Origin of the sequence: Pseudomonas sp. B5(2017), from assembly GCF_002112825.1 — a bacterium.
Taxonomy (GTDB): Bacteria; Pseudomonadota; Gammaproteobacteria; order Pseudomonadales; family Pseudomonadaceae; genus Aquipseudomonas; species Aquipseudomonas putida_Z.
On sequence record NZ_NEIR01000002.1, the window covers coordinates 442,666 to 462,621 of the forward strand.

At 61.4% G+C, this 19,956-nt stretch carries 17 protein-coding genes and 2 tRNA genes; 17 read left to right on the forward strand and 2 right to left on the reverse strand.

Features of this window, described 5'->3' with window-relative positions; translation table 11 throughout:
* Window positions 1-46: 46 nt before the first annotated feature.
* Window positions 47-1,720: a DNA repair protein RecN gene (recN, locus tag CAG00_RS04755; RefSeq protein WP_025340710.1), complete on the reverse strand. Its 1,674-nt coding sequence runs from the start codon at window positions 1,718-1,720 to the stop codon at window positions 47-49.
* Between the two features lie 191 nt (window positions 1,721-1,911).
* Here recN and grpE point away from each other — a divergent pair, with 191 nt between their 5' ends.
* The 8 genes from grpE (at window position 1,912) to CAG00_RS04795 (ending at window position 12,326) form a co-directional block, all read left to right on the forward strand.
* The gene (gene grpE, locus CAG00_RS04760) at window positions 1,912-2,469 is read left to right on the forward strand and encodes a nucleotide exchange factor GrpE (protein ID WP_025340709.1); all 558 of its coding nucleotides are present in this window, start codon (window positions 1,912-1,914) and stop codon (window positions 2,467-2,469) included.
* Window positions 2,470-2,570: 101 nt separating this feature from the next.
* Window positions 2,571-4,496, forward strand: a complete 1,926-nt coding sequence (gene dnaK / locus CAG00_RS04765) for a molecular chaperone DnaK (RefSeq protein ID WP_025340708.1) — start codon at window positions 2,571-2,573, stop codon at window positions 4,494-4,496.
* Window positions 4,497-4,693: 197 nt separating this feature from the next.
* Window positions 4,694-5,818 (forward strand): molecular chaperone DnaJ, encoded by a 1,125-nt coding sequence (dnaJ, locus tag CAG00_RS04770; RefSeq protein ID WP_025340707.1) that lies wholly within the window; start codon window positions 4,694-4,696, stop codon window positions 5,816-5,818.
* A gap of 13 nt (window positions 5,819-5,831) precedes the next feature.
* Window positions 5,832-6,638, forward strand: coding sequence for a 4-hydroxy-tetrahydrodipicolinate reductase (gene dapB, locus CAG00_RS04775; protein ID WP_085663612.1), 807 nt, complete (start codon window positions 5,832-5,834; stop codon window positions 6,636-6,638).
* 327 nt (window positions 6,639-6,965) lie between these two features.
* A complete protein-coding gene (gene carA / locus CAG00_RS04780; protein ID WP_025340706.1) occupies window positions 6,966-8,102 on the forward strand; it encodes a glutamine-hydrolyzing carbamoyl-phosphate synthase small subunit in 1,137 nt (378 codons plus the stop codon).
* A 105-nt stretch (window positions 8,103-8,207) separates the two neighbouring features.
* Window positions 8,208-11,429: a carbamoyl-phosphate synthase large subunit gene (gene carB / locus CAG00_RS04785; protein ID WP_015271865.1), complete on the forward strand. Its 3,222-nt coding sequence runs from the start codon at window positions 8,208-8,210 to the stop codon at window positions 11,427-11,429.
* Between the two features lie 2 nt (window positions 11,430-11,431).
* Window positions 11,432-11,908, forward strand: a complete 477-nt coding sequence (greA, locus tag CAG00_RS04790; RefSeq protein WP_024717413.1) for a transcription elongation factor GreA — start codon at window positions 11,432-11,434, stop codon at window positions 11,906-11,908.
* A complete protein-coding gene (locus CAG00_RS04795; protein ID WP_049798463.1) occupies window positions 11,886-12,326 on the forward strand; it encodes a hypothetical protein in 441 nt (146 codons plus the stop codon). Before greA ends, CAG00_RS04795 begins: the two co-directional genes overlap by 23 nt.
* A 164-nt stretch (window positions 12,327-12,490) precedes the next feature.
* On the opposite strand, the gene yhbY is transcribed toward CAG00_RS04795, so the two are convergent.
* Complete coding sequence (gene yhbY, locus CAG00_RS04800; protein WP_003249945.1) at window positions 12,491-12,799, reverse strand: ribosome assembly RNA-binding protein YhbY; 309 nt, start codon at window positions 12,797-12,799, stop codon at window positions 12,491-12,493.
* Between the two features lie 102 nt (window positions 12,800-12,901).
* Here yhbY and rlmE point away from each other — a divergent pair, with 102 nt between their 5' ends.
* From rlmE to rimP, 9 genes are all read left to right on the forward strand, one after another.
* A complete protein-coding gene (gene rlmE, locus CAG00_RS04805; RefSeq protein WP_025340705.1) occupies window positions 12,902-13,528 on the forward strand; it encodes a 23S rRNA (uridine(2552)-2'-O)-methyltransferase RlmE in 627 nt (208 codons plus the stop codon).
* Between the two features lie 203 nt (window positions 13,529-13,731).
* Window positions 13,732-15,636 carry an ATP-dependent zinc metalloprotease FtsH gene (gene ftsH, locus CAG00_RS04810; RefSeq protein WP_025340704.1) on the forward strand — a complete coding sequence of 635 codons (1,905 nt, stop codon included), beginning with the start codon at window positions 13,732-13,734 and terminating at the stop codon, window positions 15,634-15,636.
* Between the two features lie 8 nt (window positions 15,637-15,644).
* Window positions 15,645-16,496 (forward strand): dihydropteroate synthase, encoded by an 852-nt coding sequence (gene folP / locus CAG00_RS04815; protein WP_075046426.1) that lies wholly within the window; start codon window positions 15,645-15,647, stop codon window positions 16,494-16,496.
* A 16-nt stretch (window positions 16,497-16,512) separates the two neighbouring features.
* The gene (gene glmM, locus CAG00_RS04820; RefSeq protein WP_085591700.1) at window positions 16,513-17,853 is read left to right on the forward strand and encodes a phosphoglucosamine mutase; all 1,341 of its coding nucleotides are present in this window, start codon (window positions 16,513-16,515) and stop codon (window positions 17,851-17,853) included.
* 65 nt (window positions 17,854-17,918) lie between these two features.
* Complete coding sequence (gene tpiA / locus CAG00_RS04825; protein ID WP_025340701.1) at window positions 17,919-18,674, forward strand: triose-phosphate isomerase; 756 nt, start codon at window positions 17,919-17,921, stop codon at window positions 18,672-18,674.
* Between the two features lie 4 nt (window positions 18,675-18,678).
* On the forward strand, window positions 18,679-19,077 hold the full coding sequence (gene secG / locus CAG00_RS04830) for a preprotein translocase subunit SecG (RefSeq protein WP_015271857.1): 399 nt from the start codon (window positions 18,679-18,681) through the stop codon (window positions 19,075-19,077).
* Between the two features lie 21 nt (window positions 19,078-19,098).
* Window positions 19,099-19,184 (forward strand) — tRNA-Leu (locus CAG00_RS04835).
* Window positions 19,185-19,284: 100 nt separating this feature from the next.
* Window positions 19,285-19,361: transfer RNA gene (locus CAG00_RS04840), tRNA-Met, on the forward strand.
* Window positions 19,362-19,491: 130 nt separating this feature from the next.
* A complete protein-coding gene (gene rimP, locus CAG00_RS04845) occupies window positions 19,492-19,950 on the forward strand; it encodes a ribosome maturation factor RimP (protein ID WP_003249960.1) in 459 nt (152 codons plus the stop codon).
* Window positions 19,951-19,956: the final 6 nt, after the last annotated feature.

The window sequence follows — 19,956 nt, forward strand, 5'->3', positions numbered from 1 at the left end:
CGCTTTGCGGCCCTTTCGCGACACAAGGCCGCTCCTACAGGAAGTGTCAGGCCTTGCCGCTTACCACCATCTTGCGCGCATGCGCCAGGGATTCCTTGGTCAGGTCTATGCCGCCCAGCATCCGCGCCACTTCCTCGACCCGCTCACGTTTGCCCAGGTTGGCCACGGCGGTGTGGGTGGTGTCGCTGTTGCGTACCTTGTGCACGAACAGGTGGTGATGCCCTTGTGCCGCCACCTGCGGCAGGTGGGTAACGGTCAGCACCTGGCCGCGTTCGCCCAGGCGGCGCAGCAGTTGGCCGACGATTTCGGCAGTAGGCCCGCCGATACCGACGTCGACTTCGTCGAACACCAGGGTTGGAATGCGTGAGGTCTGCGCGGTAATTACCTGAATCGCCAGGCTGATGCGGGACAGTTCGCCACCTGAAGCCACCTTGGCCAGGCCCTTGAGTGGTTGGCCGGGGTTGGCGCTGACCAGTAGCTCAATCTGCTCCAGACCATGAGGTGAAAGGTCTGCTCCCTCATTGGGGGTAAGTGCGATGCAGAAGCGCCCGCCGGGCATGCCCAGGCGTTGGATCTCCTGCTCGACGGCCACTGCCAACTGCTGGGCAGCTTGTTGGCGTAGTGCGCTGAGCTCGCGAGCCTTCTCTTTATAGTGCTGGGCGAAGGCGGCCAGCTCTTCACCCAACCGCTCGATCGACTCGTCACTGGCGTTCAGGCCCTCCAGCTCTTCCATCAGTTGCTGTTGCAGGTGGGGTAGTTCGGTGGGGTGCACACGGTGTTTGCGCGCCAGCGTATAGATAGTGTCGAGGCGTTCTTCCAGTGCCTGCAGGCGCATGGGGTCGGCGTCGAAGTTGTCGAGAAAACGGTTGAGCTCGCCCACGGCCTCTTCGACCTGGATCTGCGCACTGGCGATCAGGTTGGCTGCTTCGCCCAGTGCCTTTGGCGAGTTGGTGGCGGCACCCAGGCGGTTGAGGCTGGAGGTGAGGGCGCTGAGCACATTGCCCGAATCGCTCTCGCTGCACTGGTCGATGACCTGGCGGCAGATGCCGAACAGGGCTTCGGCGCTGGTCAGGTTCTTGTGTTCCTGCTCCAACTGCTCCAGCTCGTGTTCGCCCAGGCCGAGGTTGTCCAGTTCCTCCAGCTGATAGCTCAGCAGCTGATGGCGGGCGCGCTGCTCGTCGCCGGAGTTGGACAGGCGCTCCAGTTCCAGGCGGGTCTGGTTCCAGCGCTTGGCCGCCAGCTGTACCTGGCGGGCCAGGTCGACGGCGCCGGCGTACTCGTCGAGCAGGCGGCGGTGGGTGTCGGTCTTGAGCAGTGACTGGTGCTCGTGCTGGCTGTGGATATCGATCAGCAACTCGCCCAGCGCCTTGAGGTCGCCGAGCGGGCAGGGCGTGCCATTGATGTAGCCGCGGCTGCGGCCTTCGGCGGTGATCACCCGGCGCAGGATGCACAGGCCGTCGTTGTCCAGGTCGCGCTCGGCCAGCCAGGCATGCGCCTCGGGGATGTCCACCAGATCGAAGGTGGCGAGGATGTCTGCCTTGTCCGTGCCGGGGCGCACCACGCCGCTGTCGGCCCGGTCGCCCAGTGCCAGGCCGAGGGCGTCGAGCATGATCGATTTGCCGGCACCGGTCTCGCCGGTAATGACGGACATGCCGCGGGCGATTTCGAGGTCGAGGTGCTCGACGATGGCGTAGTTGTGAATGGACAGGTGCACCAGCATGGGGCGGCTCCCGAAAGTCAGGTCTGGTTATTTATACAGTACTTTTTTCAGGCCTGCCAATGCCCCTTGGCAGATTCTGTTGCAGCCGGGAAAACCACCTTGCCCCTTGAAGCTGGTTTTTCCGGCCCCATATAGCCGACATCCAAGGCGAGCCTGGCTCGCAGTCCACAAAATTGCGCAGGAGAGACCCCATGGCTGACGAACAGCTGAACGAGAAAGACCTTAACGTCGAAGAGACCGGTGCAGGTAATGCTGCAGACGCCCGCGTCCTGGAACTCGAGGAGCAGCTGGCCGCCGCCAAGGACCAGGCGCTGCGCGCCGTTGCCGACGTGCAGAACGCTCGCCGTCGTGCCGAACAGGACGTCGAGAAAGCGCACAAGTTTGCCCTCGAGAAGTTCTCGGGCGACCTGCTGCCTGTGATCGACAGCCTGGAGCTGGCCCTGGCGCACTCCAGTGCCGACGATGAGCACGTCAAGCAGATCCGCGAAGGCGTCGAGCTGACCCTGAAGATGTTCCAGGACACCCTCAAGCGTTACAACCTCGAAGCAGTCGATCCGCACGGCCAGCCGTTCAATCCAGAGCATCATCAGGCCATGGCCATGCAGGAAAACGCCGAAGTCGAGCCGAACAGCGTGCTGAACGTCTTCCAGAAGGGCTATCTGCTCAACGGCCGCCTGCTGCGCCCTGCCATGGTGGTGGTCAGCAAGGCGCCGAGCGCGGCGCAGCCCTCGATTGATGAAAAGGCTTGAAATCCTTCCGGGCATCCCCATCTAGGTGTCAAGCCTTCAAGTATTACTGCAGTTGGCCAAAGTAGTCGCTGCTACCAAATTCAAGTTTCGGGAGAGTTAACATGGGTAAAATCATCGGTATCGACCTGGGGACCACCAACTCGTGCGTCTCTGTTCTGGAAAACGGTAACGTCAAGGTCATCGAAAACGCCGAAGGTGCGCGTACCACCCCTTCGATCGTGGCCTACGCCAATGATGGCGAAATCCTGGTTGGTCAGTCGGCCAAGCGTCAGGCGGTCACCAATCCGCACAACACTCTGTTCGCAGTGAAGCGCCTGATTGGCCGTCGCTTCGAAGAAGACGTGGTGCAGAAAGACATCAAGCTGGTGCCTTACAAGATCGTCAAGGCCAGCAACGGCGACGCCTGGGTACAAGCCAGCGGCAAGGACATGGCTCCGCCGCAGATCAGCGCCGAAGTCCTGAAGAAAATGAAGAAAACCGCCGAAGACTACCTTGGCGAGCCAGTTACCGAAGCGGTCATCACCGTTCCGGCCTACTTCAACGACAGCCAGCGTCAGGCCACCAAGGATGCCGGTCGCATCGCTGGCCTGGACGTAAAACGCATCATCAACGAGCCGACTGCCGCTGCGCTGGCTTACGGCATGGACAAGGCCAAGGGCGACCACACCGTCATCGTTTATGACCTGGGTGGCGGTACCTTCGACGTTTCGGTCATCGAAATCGCCGAAGTCGATGGTGAGCACCAGTTCGAAGTACTGGCTACCAACGGCGACACCTTCCTGGGTGGCGAAGACTTCGACATGCGCCTGATCGACTACCTCGTCGACGAGTTCAAGAAAGAGTCCGGCATGGACCTGAAGAACGATCCGCTCGCGCTGCAGCGTCTGAAAGAAGCCGCTGAAAAGGCCAAGATCGAACTGTCCTCCGCTCAGTCGACCGACGTGAACCTGCCGTACATCACTGCAGACGCTACCGGTCCGAAGCACCTGAACGTGAAGATTTCCCGCGCCAAGCTGGAATCTCTGGTCGAAGACCTGGTTGCCCGTACCATCGAGCCTTGCCGCATCGCTCTGAAAGACGCTGGCATCGATGCCAGCAAGATCGACGACGTGATCCTGGTCGGCGGTCAGACCCGCATGCCGCTGGTGCAGAAAGCCGTTGCCGACTTCTTCGGCAAGGAAGCGCGCAAGGACGTCAACCCGGACGAAGCCGTGGCCATGGGTGCTGCCATCCAGGGCGCCGTGCTGGCCGGTGACGTGAAAGACGTACTGCTGCTGGACGTCAGCCCGCTGACCCTGGGTATCGAAACCATGGGTGGCGTGATGACTTCGCTGATCGAGAAGAACACCACCATCCCGACCAAGAAGTCGCAGGTGTTCTCGACTGCCGACGACAACCAGGGTGCCGTGACCATTCACGTGCTGCAGGGTGAGCGCAAGCAGGCTGCACAGAACAAGTCGCTGGGCAAGTTCGACCTGGCTGACATTCCGCCGGCTCCGCGTGGCGTGCCGCAGATCGAAGTAACCTTCGACATCGACGCCAACGGCATCCTGCACGTCAGCGCCAAGGACAAGGCCACCGGCAAGTCGCAGTCGATCGTGATCAAGGCCAACTCCGGCCTGTCGGACGAAGAGATCGAGCGCATGGTGCGTGACGCTGAGGCCAACGCCGAGGAAGACCGCAAGTTCGAAGAGTTGGCCGCTGCCCGTAACCAGGGTGATGCGCTGGTTCACTCGACCCGCAAGATGGTCGCTGACGCTGGTGACAAGGTTACCGCTGAAGAGAAAACCGCCATCGAGGCTGCCGTTGTTGCCCTGGAAGCCGCTGTCAAAGGCGACGACAAGGCAGCCATCGACGCCAAGGTCGAAGAGCTGTCCAAGGTATCGGCACCGGTTGCCCAGAAGATGTACGCCGAGCAGTCGGCCGAACAGCCACAGGGCGGCGCACAGCAGGCCGAGCCGGAAGCCAAGCACGATGACGTGGTTGACGCTGAGTTCGAAGAAGTGAAAGACAACAACAAGCAGTAATCCCTGCATGTTGTCGGCCGGTTCACCGCCGTTTGGCGGTGAGCTGGTAGGGTGTCGCCGCGCGGGGGCTTGCTCCCGCGTTGGCGTATCTGGAATTCGAGAATTTTTACAGCATCTGTCAGTGGCCCTGGTGGGCAAAAGGCAGGTGCTGATGGCGCGGCGCAGATGCCAGACGCCCAACAAGGTGCAAATGACCTATGTCCAAGCGTGATTATTATGAGGTACTGGGTGTCGAGCGCGGCGCCAGCGAAGCTGACCTCAAGAAGGCTTACCGCCGCCTGGCGATGAAGTACCACCCGGACCGAAACCCCGGCGACAAAGAGTCGGAAGACAAGTTCAAGGAGGCCAACGAGGCCTACGAAGTGCTGTCTGACGCCAGCAAGCGTGCGGCCTTCGACCAATACGGCCATGCGGGTGTAGACCCGAGCATGGGTGGCGGTGGCGCCGGTTTCGGCGGTGCCAACTTCTCCGACATCTTCGGCGATGTGTTCAGCGACTTCTTCGGTGGCGGCCGCGGTGGCTCGCGTGGCGGCGCCCAGCGCGGCAGCGACCTGCGCTACACCCTGGAACTGAACCTGGAAGAAGCGGTACGTGGCACCACGGTCAGCATCCGCGTGCCCACCCTGGTCAACTGCCAGCCTTGCGACGGCTCCGGTGCCAAGAAGGGCTCGACCCCGTCCACCTGCCCGACTTGTGGCGGTATCGGCCAGGTGCGCATGCAGCAGGGCTTCTTCTCGGTACAGCAGACCTGCCCGCGCTGTCATGGCCAGGGCAAGATCATTACCGACCCCTGCACCTCGTGCCACGGCGAAGGCCGTGTCGAGGAATACAAGACGCTGTCGGTCAAGGTGCCGGCAGGTGTCGATACCGGCGACCGCATCCGCCTGTCGGGCGAGGGCGAGGCCGGTACCCATGGAGGCCCGACTGGCGACCTGTATGTGGTGATCAACGTGCGTGAGCACGAGATCTTCCAGCGTGATGGCAAGCACCTGTACTGCGAAGTGCCGATCAGCTACACCGATGCCGCCCTGGGTGGCGAGCTGGAAGTGCCAACCCTCGATGGTCGGGTGAAGCTGAAGATTCCGGAAGGTACCCAGACCGGCAAGCAGTTCCGCCTGCGCGGCAAGGGTGTTGCCCCGGTGCGCGGTGGTGGTGCGGGTGACCTGCTGTGCCGCGTGGCGGTGGAAACCCCGGTCAACCTCAGCCGCCGCCAGCGCGAGTTGCTCGAAGAGCTGCGTGATTCGCTGGAAGGCGATAGCTCCCACTCGCCCAAGGCCAGTGGCTGGTTCGATGGCGTGAAGCGCTTCTTCGGCGATCTCTGACAAGGAAATGGCTATGCGACGTATTGCAGTGATGGGCGCGGCAGGGCGGATGGGCAAGACCCTCGTCGAAGCCGTGCAGCAGCAGGCTCCCCAGGCGGGCCTGACGGCGGCGATCGACCGTCCGGACAGCTCGCTGGTGGGGGCTGATGCTGGTGAGCTGGCGGCCCTGGGCCGTATTGGTGTGCCGATTTCCGACGACCTGAGCAAGGTGGTCGATGAGTTCGACGTGCTGATCGACTTCACCCACCCTTCGGTAACCCTGAAGAACCTGGCGTTCTGCCGCAAGGCGGGCAAGGCCATGGTCATCGGCACCACTGGCTTCACTCCTGAAGAGAAGCAGCAGCTGGCCGAAGCCGGCAAGGAAATCCCTATCGTCTTCGCCGCCAACTTCAGTGTCGGCGTCAACCTGTGCCTGAAGCTGCTGGATACCGCGGCGCGCGTGCTGGGTGACGATGTGGATATCGAAATCCTCGAAGCGCACCACCGGCACAAGGTCGATGCGCCGTCGGGCACCGCGCTGCGCATGGGTGAAGTGGTTGCCCAGGCGCTGGGTCGCAACCTGCAGGAAGTGGCCGTGTATGGCCGTGAAGGGCAGACCGGTGCACGTGAGCGTAAGACCATCGGCTTCGCCACCGTGCGTGCCGGTGATGTGGTGGGTGACCATACCGTGCTGTTCGCCGCTGAAGGCGAGCGCGTCGAGATTACCCACAAGGCTTCCAGCCGCATGACCTTCGCCAAGGGCGCCGTGCGTGCGGCGCTGTGGCTGGACGGGCGTGTGCCTGGCCTGTATGACATGCAGGATGTGCTCGAGCTGCGTTAAGCAGTTGGAGTGGGGTTGGCTTCTTCGCGGGCTTGCCCGCTCCCACAGGGATAGCGCCATGCCTGAGGGCAACGCTGTACCTGTGGGAGCGGGTTTGCCCGCGAAGAAGCCGGCGCCGATGTCAGCCTGTCGCATTGATGTGTTTTAGAGACACATCCGCGGTAGACCGAAAAGGCACTTTTCTGTAAGCTACAGCTTTAGTGTGTCCACTAAAAGCGCGCAGCGAATTGAATTCAGCACATGAAAGCGGGGTGACGTGTCCATACGTCACTCCGCTTTTTTGCAACCTGCGATCGCCCTTTCATGCTTGATTTACGGGAGGTCTTCTTGACAAAGCCAGCCATACTCGCCCTTGCCGACGGCAGTATTTTCCGCGGTGAAGCTATCGGTGCCGACGGTCAGACCGTTGGTGAGGTGGTATTCAACACCGCTATGACCGGCTACCAGGAAATCCTTACAGACCCTTCCTACGCGCAGCAAATCGTTACCCTGACCTACCCGCACATCGGCAACACCGGTACTACCCCGGAAGACGCCGAGTCGAACCGCGTCTGGTCCGCTGGCCTGGTCATTCGTGACCTGCCGCTGCTGGCCAGCAACTGGCGTAACACCCAGTCGCTGCCTGAGTACCTCAAGGCCAACAACGTCGTCGCCATCGCCGGCATCGACACCCGTCGCCTGACCCGAATCCTGCGTGAAAAGGGCGCTCAGAACGGTTGCATCCTCGCCGGTGACAACATCAGCGAAGAAGCCGCCATCGCCGCTGCCCGCGCCTTCCCGGGCCTGAAGGGCATGGACCTGGCCAAGGTCGTTTCCACCAAGGAACGCTACGAGTGGCGCTCCAGCGTGTGGGAACTGAAGACCGACAGCCACCCGACCATCGAAGCCGCTGACCTGCCATACCACGTGGTCGCCTTCGACTACGGCGTCAAGTTGAACATCCTGCGCATGCTGGTTGCCCGTGGCTGCCGCGTGACCGTGGTGCCGGCCCAGACCCCGGCCAGCGAAGTGCTGGCACTCAACCCGGACGGCGTGTTCCTGTCCAACGGCCCTGGCGACCCCGAGCCGTGCGACTACGCCATCCAGGCGATCAAGGACATCCTCGAGACCGAGATTCCGGTATTCGGCATCTGCCTGGGCCACCAGCTGCTGGCCCTGGCTTCTGGCGCCAAGACCGTGAAAATGGGCCACGGCCACCACGGTGCCAACCACCCGGTCCAGGACCTGGACACCGGTGTGGTCATGATCACCAGCCAGAACCACGGCTTTGCCGTTGACGAGGCCACCCTGCCGGGCAACGTCCGCGCCATCCACAAGTCGCTGTTCGACGGCACCCTGCAGGGTATCGAGCGTACCGACAAGAGCGCGTTCAGCTTCCAGGGCCACCCTGAAGCGAGCCCAGGCCCGACCGACGTCGCGCCACTGTTCGATCGTTTCATCGATGCCATGGCCAAGCGCCGCTGAGCATCCTGCTTCAAGGCCCCGGGCCGGCTTGCGCCGCGCCCGGAAGCGCCTGACCCAGATTGTTCAAAGCGGCTTGCCGACTGACCCCGGATTTGAGTGACAACCATGCCAAAACGTACAGACATCAAAAGCATCCTGATTCTCGGCGCTGGCCCGATCGTGATCGGCCAGGCCTGCGAATTCGACTACTCCGGCGCCCAGGCTTGTAAGGCCCTGCGCGAGGAAGGTTTCCGCGTCATCCTGGTGAACTCCAACCCGGCCACCATCATGACCGACCCGGCCATGGCCGACGCCACCTACATCGAGCCGATCAAGTGGCAGTCGGTGGCCAAGATCATCGAGAAAGAGCGCCCGGACGCACTGCTGCCGACCATGGGTGGCCAGACTGCACTGAACTGCGCCCTGGACCTGGAGCGCCACGGCGTTCTGGAAAAGTTCGGCGTGGAAATGATCGGTGCCAACGCCGACACCATCGACAAGGCCGAAGACCGCTCGCGCTTCGACAAGGCGATGAAGGACATCGGCCTGGAGTGCCCGCGCTCCGGTATCGCCCACAGCATGGAAGAAGCCAACGCCGTCCTCGAGCGCCTGGGCTTCCCGTGCATCATCCGTCCGTCGTTCACCATGGGCGGCACCGGTGGTGGTATCGCCTACAACCGTGAAGAATTCGAAGAAATCTGCGCCCGTGGCCTGGACCTGTCGCCGACCAAGGAACTGCTGATCGACGAATCGCTGATCGGTTGGAAGGAATACGAGATGGAGGTGGTCCGCGACAAGAAGGACAACTGCATCATCGTCTGCTCGATCGAGAACTTCGACCCGATGGGCGTGCACACCGGTGACTCGATCACCGTTGCCCCGGCACAGACCCTGACCGACAAGGAATACCAGATCATGCGCAACGCCTCGCTGGCGGTGCTGCGTGAAATCGGTGTGGAAACCGGCGGTTCCAACGTGCAGTTCGGTATCTGCCCGAACACTGGCCGCATGGTCGTGATCGAGATGAACCCGCGCGTTTCGCGTTCCTCGGCGCTGGCCTCCAAGGCCACCGGCTTCCCGATCGCCAAGATCGCTGCCAAGCTGGCTGTTGGCTACACCCTCGACGAACTGCAGAACGACATCACCGGCGGCCGCACCCCGGCGTCCTTCGAACCGTCGATCGACTATGTCGTCACCAAGCTGCCGCGTTTCGCCTTCGAGAAATTCCCGAAAGCCGACGCCCGCCTGACCACCCAGATGAAGTCCGTGGGTGAAGTCATGGCCATCGGCCGTACCTTCCAGGAGTCCCTGCAGAAAGCCCTGCGCGGCCTGGAAGTCGGCGCCTGCGGCCTCGACCCGAAAGTCGACCTGGCCAACCCTGAAGCCAGCAGCATCCTCAAGCGCGAGCTGACCGTACCGGGCGCCGAGCGTATCTGGTACGTGGCCGACGCCATGCGTGCCGGCATGACCTGCGAGCAGATCTTCGACCTGACCGGCATCGATATGTGGTTCCTGGTGCAGATGGAAGACCTGATCAAGGAAGAAGAGAAGGTCAAGACCCTGGCCCTGTCGTCGATCGACAAGGACTACATGCTGCGCCTCAAGCGCAAGGGCTTCTCCGACCAGCGCCTGGCCAAGCTGCTGGGTATCACCGACAAGAACCTGCGCCGTCACCGCCACAAGCTGGAAGTGTTCCCGGTGTACAAGCGCGTCGACACCTGCGCTGCCGAGTTCGCCACCGACACCGCCTACCTGTACTCCACCTACGAGGAAGAGTGCGAGGCCAACCCGTCGACCCGCGACAAGATCATGATCCTGGGTGGCGGCCCTAACCGTATCGGCCAGGGTATCGAGTTCGACTACTGCTGCGTACACGCCGCACTGGCGCTGCGTGAAGACGGTTACGAGACCATCATGGTCAACTGCAACCCGGAAACCGTCTCCACCGACTACGACACCTCCGACCGTCTGTACTTCGAGCCGCTGACCCTGGAAGACGTGCTGGAAGTGTGCCGCGTCGAGAAGCCGAAAGGTGTGATCGTCCACTACGGCGGCCAGACCCCGCTGAAACTGGCCCGCGCCCTGGAAGAAGCCGGCGTACCGATCATCGGTACCAGCCCGGATGCCATCGACCGCGCCGAAGACCGCGAGCGCTTCCAGCAGATGGTTCAGCGCCTGAACCTGCTGCAGCCGCCAAACGCCACCGTGCGCAGCGAAGAAGAAGCCATCAGCGCCGCTGGCGGCATCGGCTACCCGCTGGTAGTGCGCCCGTCCTACGTGCTGGGCGGCCGTGCCATGGAAATCGTCTACGAACTGGACGAGCTCAAGCGCTACCTGCGTGAAGCCGTACAGGTGTCCAACGACAGCCCGGTACTGCTCGACCACTTCCTCAACTGCGCCATCGAGATGGATGTGGATGCGGTGTGCGACGGCACCGACGTGGTGATCGGCGCGATCATGCAGCACATCGAGCAGGCCGGCGTTCACTCCGGTGACTCGGCGTGCTCGCTGCCACCTTACTCGCTGAGCAAGGAAGTGCAGGACGAAGTCCGCGTACAGGTCAAGAAAATGGCCCTGGAGCTGGGCGTGGTCGGCCTGATGAACGTGCAGCTGGCCCTGCAGGGCGACAAGATCTACGTGATCGAAGTCAACCCGCGTGCTTCGCGTACCGTGCCGTTCGTCTCCAAGTGCATCGGCACCTCCCTGGCGATGATCGCAGCCCGCGTCATGGCCGGCAAAACCCTCAAAGAGCTGGGCTTCACCCAGGAAATCATCCCGAACTTCTACAGCGTCAAGGAAGCCGTCTTCCCGTTCGCCAAGTTCCCGGGGGTTGACCCGATCCTCGGCCCTGAGATGAAATCGACCGGTGAAGTCATGGGTGTCGGTGACAGCTTCGGTGAAGCCTTCGCCAAGGCCCAGATGGGGGCCAGCGAAGTGCTGCCGACTGGCGGTACCGCCTTCATCAGCGTGCGTGACGACGACAAGCCGCAAGTGGCTGGCGTTGCCCGCGACCTGATCGCCCTGGGCTTCGAAGTGGTTGCAACTGCCGGCACTGCCAAGGTTATCGAAGCGGCTGGCCTGAAAGTGCGCCGTGTGAACAAGGTGACCGAAGGTCGTCCGCACGTGGTCGACATGATCAAGAACGACGAAGTGTCGCTGATCATCAACACCACCGAAGGCCGCCAGTCGATCGCCGATTCCTACTCGATTCGTCGCAATGCGCTGCAGCACAAGATTTACTGCACCACTACCATTGCGGCCGGTGAAGCCATCTGCGAGGCGCTGAAATTCGGTCCGGAAAAGACCGTTCGTCGCCTGCAGGATCTGCATGCAGGACTGAAAGCATGAGCATTACCAAGTACCCGATGACCGTCCAGGGCGCTCGCGCCCTGGAAGAGGAGCACCTGTTCCTGAGCAAGACCGAGCGCCCGCGCCTGAGCCAGGCCATCGGCGAAGCGCGCGAACTGGGCGACCTCAAGGAAAACGCCGAATACCATGCTGCCCGTGAAGAGCAGGGCATGGTCGAGGCGCGTATCCGCGATATCGAAGGCCGTCTGCAGAACTCGGTCGTGATCGATGTGACCACCATCCCCCACACCGGCAAGGTGATTTTCGGTACTACCGTGGTACTGGCCAACACCGAAACCGATGAAGAGGTGACCTACCAGATCGTCGGCGAGGATGAAGCTGACGTGAAGCAGGGCAAACTCTCGAGCGGTGCGCCGATTGCCCGTGCCATCATCGGCAAGGAAGAAGGTGATACTGTCGTCGTCAAGACGCCTAGCGGGACGGTCGAGTACGAGATTGTCGAAGTCAAGCACATCTGACCGGCGCCTGCGGGCGCCATCCCTCGAGGGGATCCTCTGGCAGCTGGCCCAGGTTTTCTGGGTTGGTGGCTTGTGGGTGTTTCACGTGGGGCTGGTGCCCGCGCTCAAGGTCAGTGGCCTGGCGCCGCTGCTGGTGCAGGATATCGCCGGGCAGATCGACCGCTGGTTGATCGGTGTGGCGCTGCTTGGCTTGTTGACCCAGCTGGCGGTGCTGGCAAGGGTGGACGGCCTGTCGGCCTGGTGGCAGCAGTTCCGTGGCCAGATGCTGTTGCTCGGCTTCGGTGCCTGCGTGGGGTATTACACCTTGCGCTACGGTATTTCCGTTGGCGAGCGCTGGCAGCTGCTCTGTTTCCTGGTGCTGGGCTTTTCCGGCATCGTGCTGGTGGCCCAGCCGGTTCCGGTCAAGGTGCGCCGCTAGCCTGGGTTGTCGCGGTCCTTGTAGGAGCGGCCTTGTGTCGCGATGGGCTGCGAAGCAGCCCCCGGATATCAGCTTTGCCGCAGATACTGCAGGGGGCTGCTTCGCAGCCCATCGCGACACAAGGCCGCTCCTACAGGTAGCCCGCCGATCCGGGCGTCCAGCCGTTACTTGTAACGGTGGATGTTGGACAGCTGCTTGTTCGGCTGTGGGTTCTTGCGGTAGATCAGGGCTTTCTTGCCAATGGTCTGCACCAGCTCGGCACGGCCGGCCTTGCACAGTTCGGCAATGGTCTCGGCCCGCTCTTCGCGGTCTTCCGAGCGAATTTCGACCTTGATCAGCTCATGGTCGACCAGGGCGCGCTCCAGTTCGGCGATGACGCCTTCATTCAAACCGTTGCCAGCAACGATCAGGACCGGCTTCAGGTCATGACCAATGGACTTGTATTGCTTCTTCTGCTCGTTATTGAGCGGCATAATCTGACCCTTTCCGTCTGATTCTGTAAAATTGACCGGCATTTTACCCGAGGGCCACCGGCTCCGCCCAGTCAATCACGACGCATATCATCGAGGTGCCCCGTGGTACAACGTTCCAAAAGCAGCGCAAACTGGCTGCGAGAGCATTTCAACGATCCTTTTGTGAAACAGGCACAAAAGGATGGCTACCGCTCGCGTGCGAGCTACAAATTGCTGGAGATCCAGGAAAAGGACCGGCTGATCCGCCCAGGCATGAGCGTGATCGACCTCGGCGCGGCTCCTGGTGGCTGGTCGCAGGTGACCAGTCGTCTGATTGGTGGCCAGGGCCGCCTGATCGCGTCCGACATCCTGGAGATGGACTCGATCCCTGATGTGACCTTCATCCAGGGCGATTTCACCCACGATGAAGTGCTGCAGCGCATTCTCGAGGCCGTCGGCGATTCGCACGTGGACCTTGTGATTTCCGACATGGCCCCCAATATGAGTGGTACGCCTGCGGTGGACATGCCGCGTGCCATGTTCCTCTGCGAGCTGGCCCTCGATCTGGCAACCCGCGTGCTGAAGCCCGGCGGCGATTTCCTGATCAAGATTTTCCAGGGCGAAGGTTTTGACGTGTACCTCAAAGACGTGCGCAGCAAGTTCGACAAGGTACAGATGCGCAAGCCGTCGTCGTCGCGTGACCGTTCCCGCGAGCAGTACCTGCTGGGCAGGGGTTTCAAAGGGGCATGAAAGGCGTTAAGCGTGGTGGCCGATAGTTATTTCCAATCGGCCGCTGCGTCAGGATCGTCCGAACTTCGTGTAGTCTAGCTTTCACAAAGGGTTACAGACGGTGCCTGCGGCTGCGTAGGTAATGTAGTAAGTTAGGGCGATGAATATCATGCGAGGAACGGCTGCGTCGTGCGCCGACCTCAGAGGGTAGCGAATTGAACGACATGGCAAAGAATCTGATCCTGTGGTTGATCATCGCAGCTGTCCTGGTGACAGTGATGAACAACTTCTCCAGCCCTAACGAGCCGCAGACCCTCAACTATTCCGACTTCATCCAGCAGGTCAAGGATGGCAAGGTCGAGCGTGTGACCGTCGACGGCTACATCATTACCGGCAAGCGCGCCGACGGCGACAATTTCAAGACCGTTCGCCCGGCCATTACCGACAACGGCCTGATCGGCGACCTGGTAGACAACCACGTCATCGTCGAAGGCAAGCAGCCTGAGCAGCAGAGCATCTGGACCCAGCTGCTGGTGGCGAGCTTCCCGATCCTGGTGATCATCGCCGTGTTCATGTTCTTCATGCGCCAGATGCAGGGCGGCGCGGGCGGCAAGGGCGGGCCGATGAGCTTCGGCAAGAGCAAGGCGCGCCTGCTGTCCGAAGACCAGGTCAAGACCACTCTGGCCGACGTTGCAGGTTGCGACGAAGCCAAGGAAGAGGTCGGCGAGCTGGTCGAGTTCCTGCGCGACCCGGGCAAGTTCCAGCGCCTGGGCGGCCGTATCCCGCGTGGCGTGCTGATGGTCGGCCCGCCCGGTACCGGTAAGACGTTGCTTGCCAAGGCCATCGCCGGCGAGGCGAAGGTGCCGTTCTTCACCATTTCCGGTTCGGACTTCGTGGAAATGTTCGTCGGTGTCGGTGCCAGCCGTGTGCGCGACATGTTCGAGCAGGCCAAGAAGCACGCCCCGTGCATCATCTTCATCGACGAGATCGACGCCGTTGGTCGCCACCGTGGCGCCGGCATGGGTGGCGGTCACGACGAGCGTGAGCAAACCCTCAACCAGTTGCTGGTGGAGATGGACGGCTTCGAAATGAACGATGGCATCATCGTCATCGCCGCTACCAACCGTCCGGACGTGCTCGACCCGGCTCTGTTGCGCCCCGGCCGCTTCGACCGCCAGGTGGTGGTTGGCCTGCCGGATATTCGTGGTCGTGAGCAGATCCTCAAGGTGCACATGCGCAAGGTGCCGGTCGGCGAGAACGTCAACCCGGCGGTCATTGCCCGTGGTACCCCTGGCTTCTCCGGTGCGGACCTGGCCAACCTGGTCAACGAGGCCTCGCTGTTTGCCGCGCGCGCCAACAAGCGCCTAGTCGAAATGAAAGAGTTCGAGCTGGCCAAGGACAAGATCATGATGGGCGCCGAGCGCAAGACCATGGTCATGTCCGAGAAAGAAAAGCAGAACACCGCTTACCATGAGGCTGGCCACGCCATTGTCGGTCGCCTGGTGCCTGAGCACGATCCGGTCTACAAGGTTTCGATCATTCCGCGCGGTCGTGCCCTGGGCGTGACCATGTTCCTGCCGGAAGAAGACCGCTACAGCCTGTCCAAGCGCGCACTGATCAGCCAGATCTGCTCGCTGTACGGCGGCCGTATTGCCGAAGAAATGACCCTGGGCTTCGACGGTGTCACTACCGGCGCGTCCAACGACATCATGCGTGCCAGCCAGATCGCCCGAAACATGGTGACCAAGTGGGGCCTTTCCGAAAAACTCGGCCCGCTGATGTACGCCGAGGAAGAAGGCGAGGTGTTCCTGGGTCGCAGTGCTGCCAGCCAGCACGCCAGCGTTTCCGGCGAAACCGCCAAGCTGATCGACTCGGAAGTGCGCAGTATCATCGACCAGTGCTACGCCACGGCCAAGCAGTTGCTCACCGACAACCGTGACAAGCTCGATGCCATGGCCGAAGCGCTGATGAAGTACGAGACCATCGACGCCGAGCAGATTGACGATATCATGGCCGGCCGTACCCCCCGCGAACCGCGCGACTGGGATGATGACTCGGCTTCGGGCAAGCCTGCAGCCCAGGGTGATCGCCCGGAATCGCCGATCGGCGGTCCAGCGGCTCAACACTAAGGGCATCTATGAGCTCAGCGCAGTACCCGACCCGGTTGCCTTGCGGCAACCGGGTTCTTGATTTGTCGCGTACCCATGTCATGGGTATTCTCAATATCACCCCTGATTCCTTCTCCGATGGCGGGCGCTTCAACCAGCGCGACGAGGCGTTGCGTCATGCCGAAGCGATGGTTGCCGCAGGCGCCACGCTGATCGATATCGGCGGCGAGTCCACGCGTCCGGGCGCGCGCGCGGTATCGGTGACCGAGGAGCTGGAGCGGGTAGCCCCCATGGTCGAGGCGATCAACAGCCGCCTCGATGTGGTCATCTCGGTCGATACCTCCACCCCGGCGGTCATGCGTGAATCGGCGCGCCTCGGTGCCGGGCTGATCAACGACGTGCGAGCCCTGGAGCGCGATGGCGCCCTGGACGCTGCCGCGGATACCGGCCTGCCGGTATGCCTCATGCACATGCGCGGCGAGCCGGGTAACATGCAGGACGACCCACATTACGAAGATGTGACCGCCGACGTTACGCGTTACCTTGAGCAGCGAATGGCCGCCTGCGCTGCGGCGGGCATCGACGCAAACAGAATCATCCTTGATCCGGGCTTCGGTTTCGCCAAGACACTGGCGCACAACCTGAGCCTGTTCAAGCATATGGAAGCGCTCTATCGCCTTGGGCGCCCGCTGCTGGTGGGTGTTTCACGCAAGAGCATGATCGGCCTGACGCTGGAACGTCCGGTCGGCGAGCGGTTGTACGGCAGCCTCGCGCTGGCGGCGTTGGCCATGACCAAGGGGGCGAGCATCCTTCGTGTCCATGACGTGGCCGAAACCGTTGATGTGGTGCGCATGATCGCTGCGGTGCAAAACGCCGAATAAGAACATTGGAGTCCCTATGAGCAGAAAATACTTTGGTACCGACGGCATTCGTGGCCGTGTCGGCGAATACCCGATCACGCCTGACTTCATGCTGAAGCTTGGTTGGGCGGCCGGCATGGCCTTCCGCAAGCAAGGCCACTGCCGGGTGCTGGTTGGCAAGGACACGCGTATTTCCGGCTACATGTTCGAGTCCGCACTCGAAGCCGGCCTGTCCGCGGCAGGTGCCGACGTGATGCTGCTCGGGCCGATGCCTACGCCGGCCATCGCCTACCTGACGCGTACCTTCCACGCCGAAGCCGGCATCGTCATCAGCGCCTCGCACAACCCGCACGATGACAACGGCATCAAGTTCTTCTCGGGCCAGGGGACCAAGCTGCCGGACGAAGTCGAGCTGATGATCGAGGAATTGCTCGACCAGCCGATGACCGTTGTCGAGTCGGGCAAGCTGGGCAAGGTTTCGCGCATCAACGATGCCGCCGGCCGCTACATCGAGTTCTGCAAGAGCAGCGTGCCGAGCAGCACCAGTTTCGACGGCCTCAAGCTGGTGGTCGATTGCGCCCATGGCGCCACCTACAAGGTCGCGCCAAGCGTGTTCCGCGAGCTGGGTGCCGACGTGACCGTGCTGCATGCACAGCCCGACGGCCTGAACATCAACGAAGGCTGTGGCTCGACTCACATCGAATCGCTGCAGGCTGCCGTGCTGGTCGGTCATGCCGACCTGGGCATCGCCTTCGACGGTGATGGCGACCGCGTGCTGATGGTCGACCACACCGGCGCCATCGTCGATGGTGACGAACTGCTGTTCATCATCGCCCGCGACATGCAGGAGCGGGGCAAGCTGCAGGGCGGGGTAGTGGGCACGCTGATGAGCAACCTGGGCCTGGAGCTTGCGCTGAAGGAGCTGGATATCCCGTTCGTGCGGGCCAAGGTCGGTGACCGTTACGTCATGGCCGAGCTGCTGGAGCGTGAGTGGCTGGTCGGTGGTGAAAACTCCGGTCACGTCGTTTGCTGCAATCACACCACCACTGGTGACGCGATAATCGCTGCGCTGCAGGTGCTGATGGCACTCAAACGTCGTGGCGAAACCCTGGCCCAGGCTCGTCAGGCCCTGCGCAAGTGCCCGCAGGTGCTGATCAATGTGCGCTATGGCGCCAGCAAGGTCGACCCGCTGGAGCACCCGGCGGTCAAGGAAGCCAGTGCCAAGGTGACCGAGGCCTTGGCGGGCCGCGGCCGTGTGCTGCTGCGCAAATCCGGTACCGAGCCGTTGGTGCGGGTGATGGTCGAGGGCGAGGACGAAAGCCAGGTGCGTGCGCACGCAGAAGCGTTGGCCAAACTGGTTGGCGAAGTTTGTGTCTGAAGGCGCTTGCCAGCGCAGATAGGGTTGGGTACTATCTGCGCCCACTTTGACCGACGAGGTAAAGCATGCGTCGCCCTATGGTAGCTGGTAACTGGAAGATGCACGGTACCCGCGCTAGCGTCGCTGAGCTGACCGAAGGCTTGAGAAATCTGGCCTTGCCGAGCGGAGTGGAAGTCGCGGTGTTTCCACCGGCCTTGTTCATCAATCAAGTGATCGATGGCCTGGCAGGCAAGGAAATTACTGTCGGCGCACAGAATTCTGCAGTACAACCCGAACAGGGTGCGCTGACCGGAGAAGTTGCTCCGGAACAGCTGGTTGAAGCAGGCTGCAAGTTGGTGTTGATTGGTCATTCGGAGCGTCGCCAGATCATTGGTGAAACCGACGAAGTGCTCAATCGCAAGTTTGCAGCGGCCCAAGCCAAAGGTTTGAAGCCAGTGCTTTGCATCGGGGAAACCCTTGAAGAGCGCGAGGCCGGCAAAACGCTCGAAGTTGTCGGGCGTCAACTAAGCAGTATCATCGAGGCATTCGGTGTTAAGGCTTTTGCCAATGCAGTAATTGCCTATGAGCCTGTATGGGCCATTGGCACTGGCCTTACGGCCACGCCACAGCAGGCCCAGGATGTGCATGCAGCCATCCGCGGCCAGCTGGCGGCAGAAGATGCTGAAGTGGCTGCGAAGGTGCAGTTGCTCTACGGCGGCAGCGTGAAGGCGGCCAATGCGGCCGAACTGTTCGGCATGCCGGATATCGATGGGGGGCTCATTGGTGGAGCTTCCCTGAACGCAGACGAATTCGGTGCAATTTGTCGCGCCGCAGGAAACTGAACAAATGCTGGAAACAGTCATCGTTGTTTTTCATCTGTTGGCAGCGCTGTCGCTTGTAGTGCTGGTTCTGTTGCAACAGGGTAAAGGTGCGGAAGCAGGTGCATCTTTCGGCGCGGGTGCTTCAAATACCGTGTTCGGGAGCCAGGGCTCTGCAACGTTCCTGAGTAAATTAACTGCTATACTCGCTGCCACTTTCTTTTTGACAGCACTTGGGTTAGGATACTTCGCGAAGCAACAAGCTCACCAGCTTAGCCAAGCAGGTCTTCCAGATCCAGCAGTGCTAGAAGTGAAAGAGCCGCAGAAACCGGCAGTTAATGATGATGTACCGGTGCTCCAGCAGCAGAAGAGCGAAACCACTCCTAATACGGGTGATGTACCTCCTCCAGCACAAGAGCAGAAGTAACGGTTTTCAAGTAGTAGTATTGCCGAGGTGGTGGAATTGGTAGACACGCAACCTTGAGGTGGTTGTGCCCATAGGGTGTAGGGGTTCGAGTCCCCTTCTCGGTACCAATTAAAGCTTGAGAGCCCGCTTTAGCGGGCTTTCTTGCAGGTGAAGGTTCGGATTTGACCCTCAGGAGGGTTCGGTCTTATACTTTCGCCCCAGCTTTGTCGCGGGGTGGAGCAGCTTGGTAGCTCGTCGGGCTCATAACCCGAAGGTCGTTGGTTCAAATCCAGCCCCCGCAACCAGCTTCAGCGGAGCCCCTTTTCAGGGGCTTTTTGCTAACCGAACAGTTTTCGGCGTCGTTGTCCAACGGCGCTTTCAGGGATGGGCGCTTCGCCCATTTTTTATTTGCACAGCATGCACGAGGGGGTTCAGGTGTCGAGCAAGCTAGAACAGTTGCAGGCCTTGTTGGCCCCGGTTGTCGAGGGTCTGGGCTATCAATGCTGGGGGATCGAATACGTTTCCCAGGGTAAGCATTCGGTACTGCGCATCTACATCGACAAGGAAGGCGGCATCCTGGTGGACGACTGCGAAGCGGTCAGCCGTCAGGCCAGCGCAATTCTCGATGTGGAAGATCCGATCAGCAGCGAATACACCCTCGAGGTGTCTTCTCCAGGCATGGATCGCCCACTGTTCACTCTGGAACAGTTTGCCTCGCATGCCGGCGAACAAGTGAAGATCAAGCTGCGCTCACCCTTCGAGGGTCGTCGTAACTTCCAGGGCCTTCTCCGCGGTGTGGAGGAGCAGGATGTGGTGGTCCAGGTGGACAATCAAGAGTTCCTGTTGCCGATCGACTCGATCGACAAGGCCAATATTATTCCCAGTTTTGACTGAGACGTG

Coding starts and splice junctions, on each gene's coding strand:
- folP (WP_075046426.1), top strand. CDS start 15,645: ATGAGCTCAGCGCAGTACCCGACCCGGTTGCCTTGCGGCAACCGGGTT.
- dnaJ (WP_025340707.1), top strand. CDS start 4,694: ATGTCCAAGCGTGATTATTATGAGGTACTGGGTGTCGAGCGCGGCGCC.
- dnaK (WP_025340708.1), top strand. CDS start 2,571: ATGGGTAAAATCATCGGTATCGACCTGGGGACCACCAACTCGTGCGTC.
- secG (WP_015271857.1), top strand. CDS start 18,679: ATGCTGGAAACAGTCATCGTTGTTTTTCATCTGTTGGCAGCGCTGTCG.
- yhbY (WP_003249945.1), bottom strand. CDS start 12,799: ATGCCGCTCAATAACGAGCAGAAGAAGCAATACAAGTCCATTGGTCAT.
- tpiA (WP_025340701.1), top strand. CDS start 17,919: ATGCGTCGCCCTATGGTAGCTGGTAACTGGAAGATGCACGGTACCCGC.
- grpE (WP_025340709.1), top strand. CDS start 1,912: ATGGCTGACGAACAGCTGAACGAGAAAGACCTTAACGTCGAAGAGACC.
- carB (WP_015271865.1), top strand. CDS start 8,208: ATGCCAAAACGTACAGACATCAAAAGCATCCTGATTCTCGGCGCTGGC.
- dapB (WP_085663612.1), top strand. CDS start 5,832: ATGCGACGTATTGCAGTGATGGGCGCGGCAGGGCGGATGGGCAAGACC.
- ftsH (WP_025340704.1), top strand. CDS start 13,732: ATGGCAAAGAATCTGATCCTGTGGTTGATCATCGCAGCTGTCCTGGTG.
- recN (WP_025340710.1), bottom strand. CDS start 1,720: ATGCTGGTGCACCTGTCCATTCACAACTACGCCATCGTCGAGCACCTC.
- glmM (WP_085591700.1), top strand. CDS start 16,513: ATGAGCAGAAAATACTTTGGTACCGACGGCATTCGTGGCCGTGTCGGC.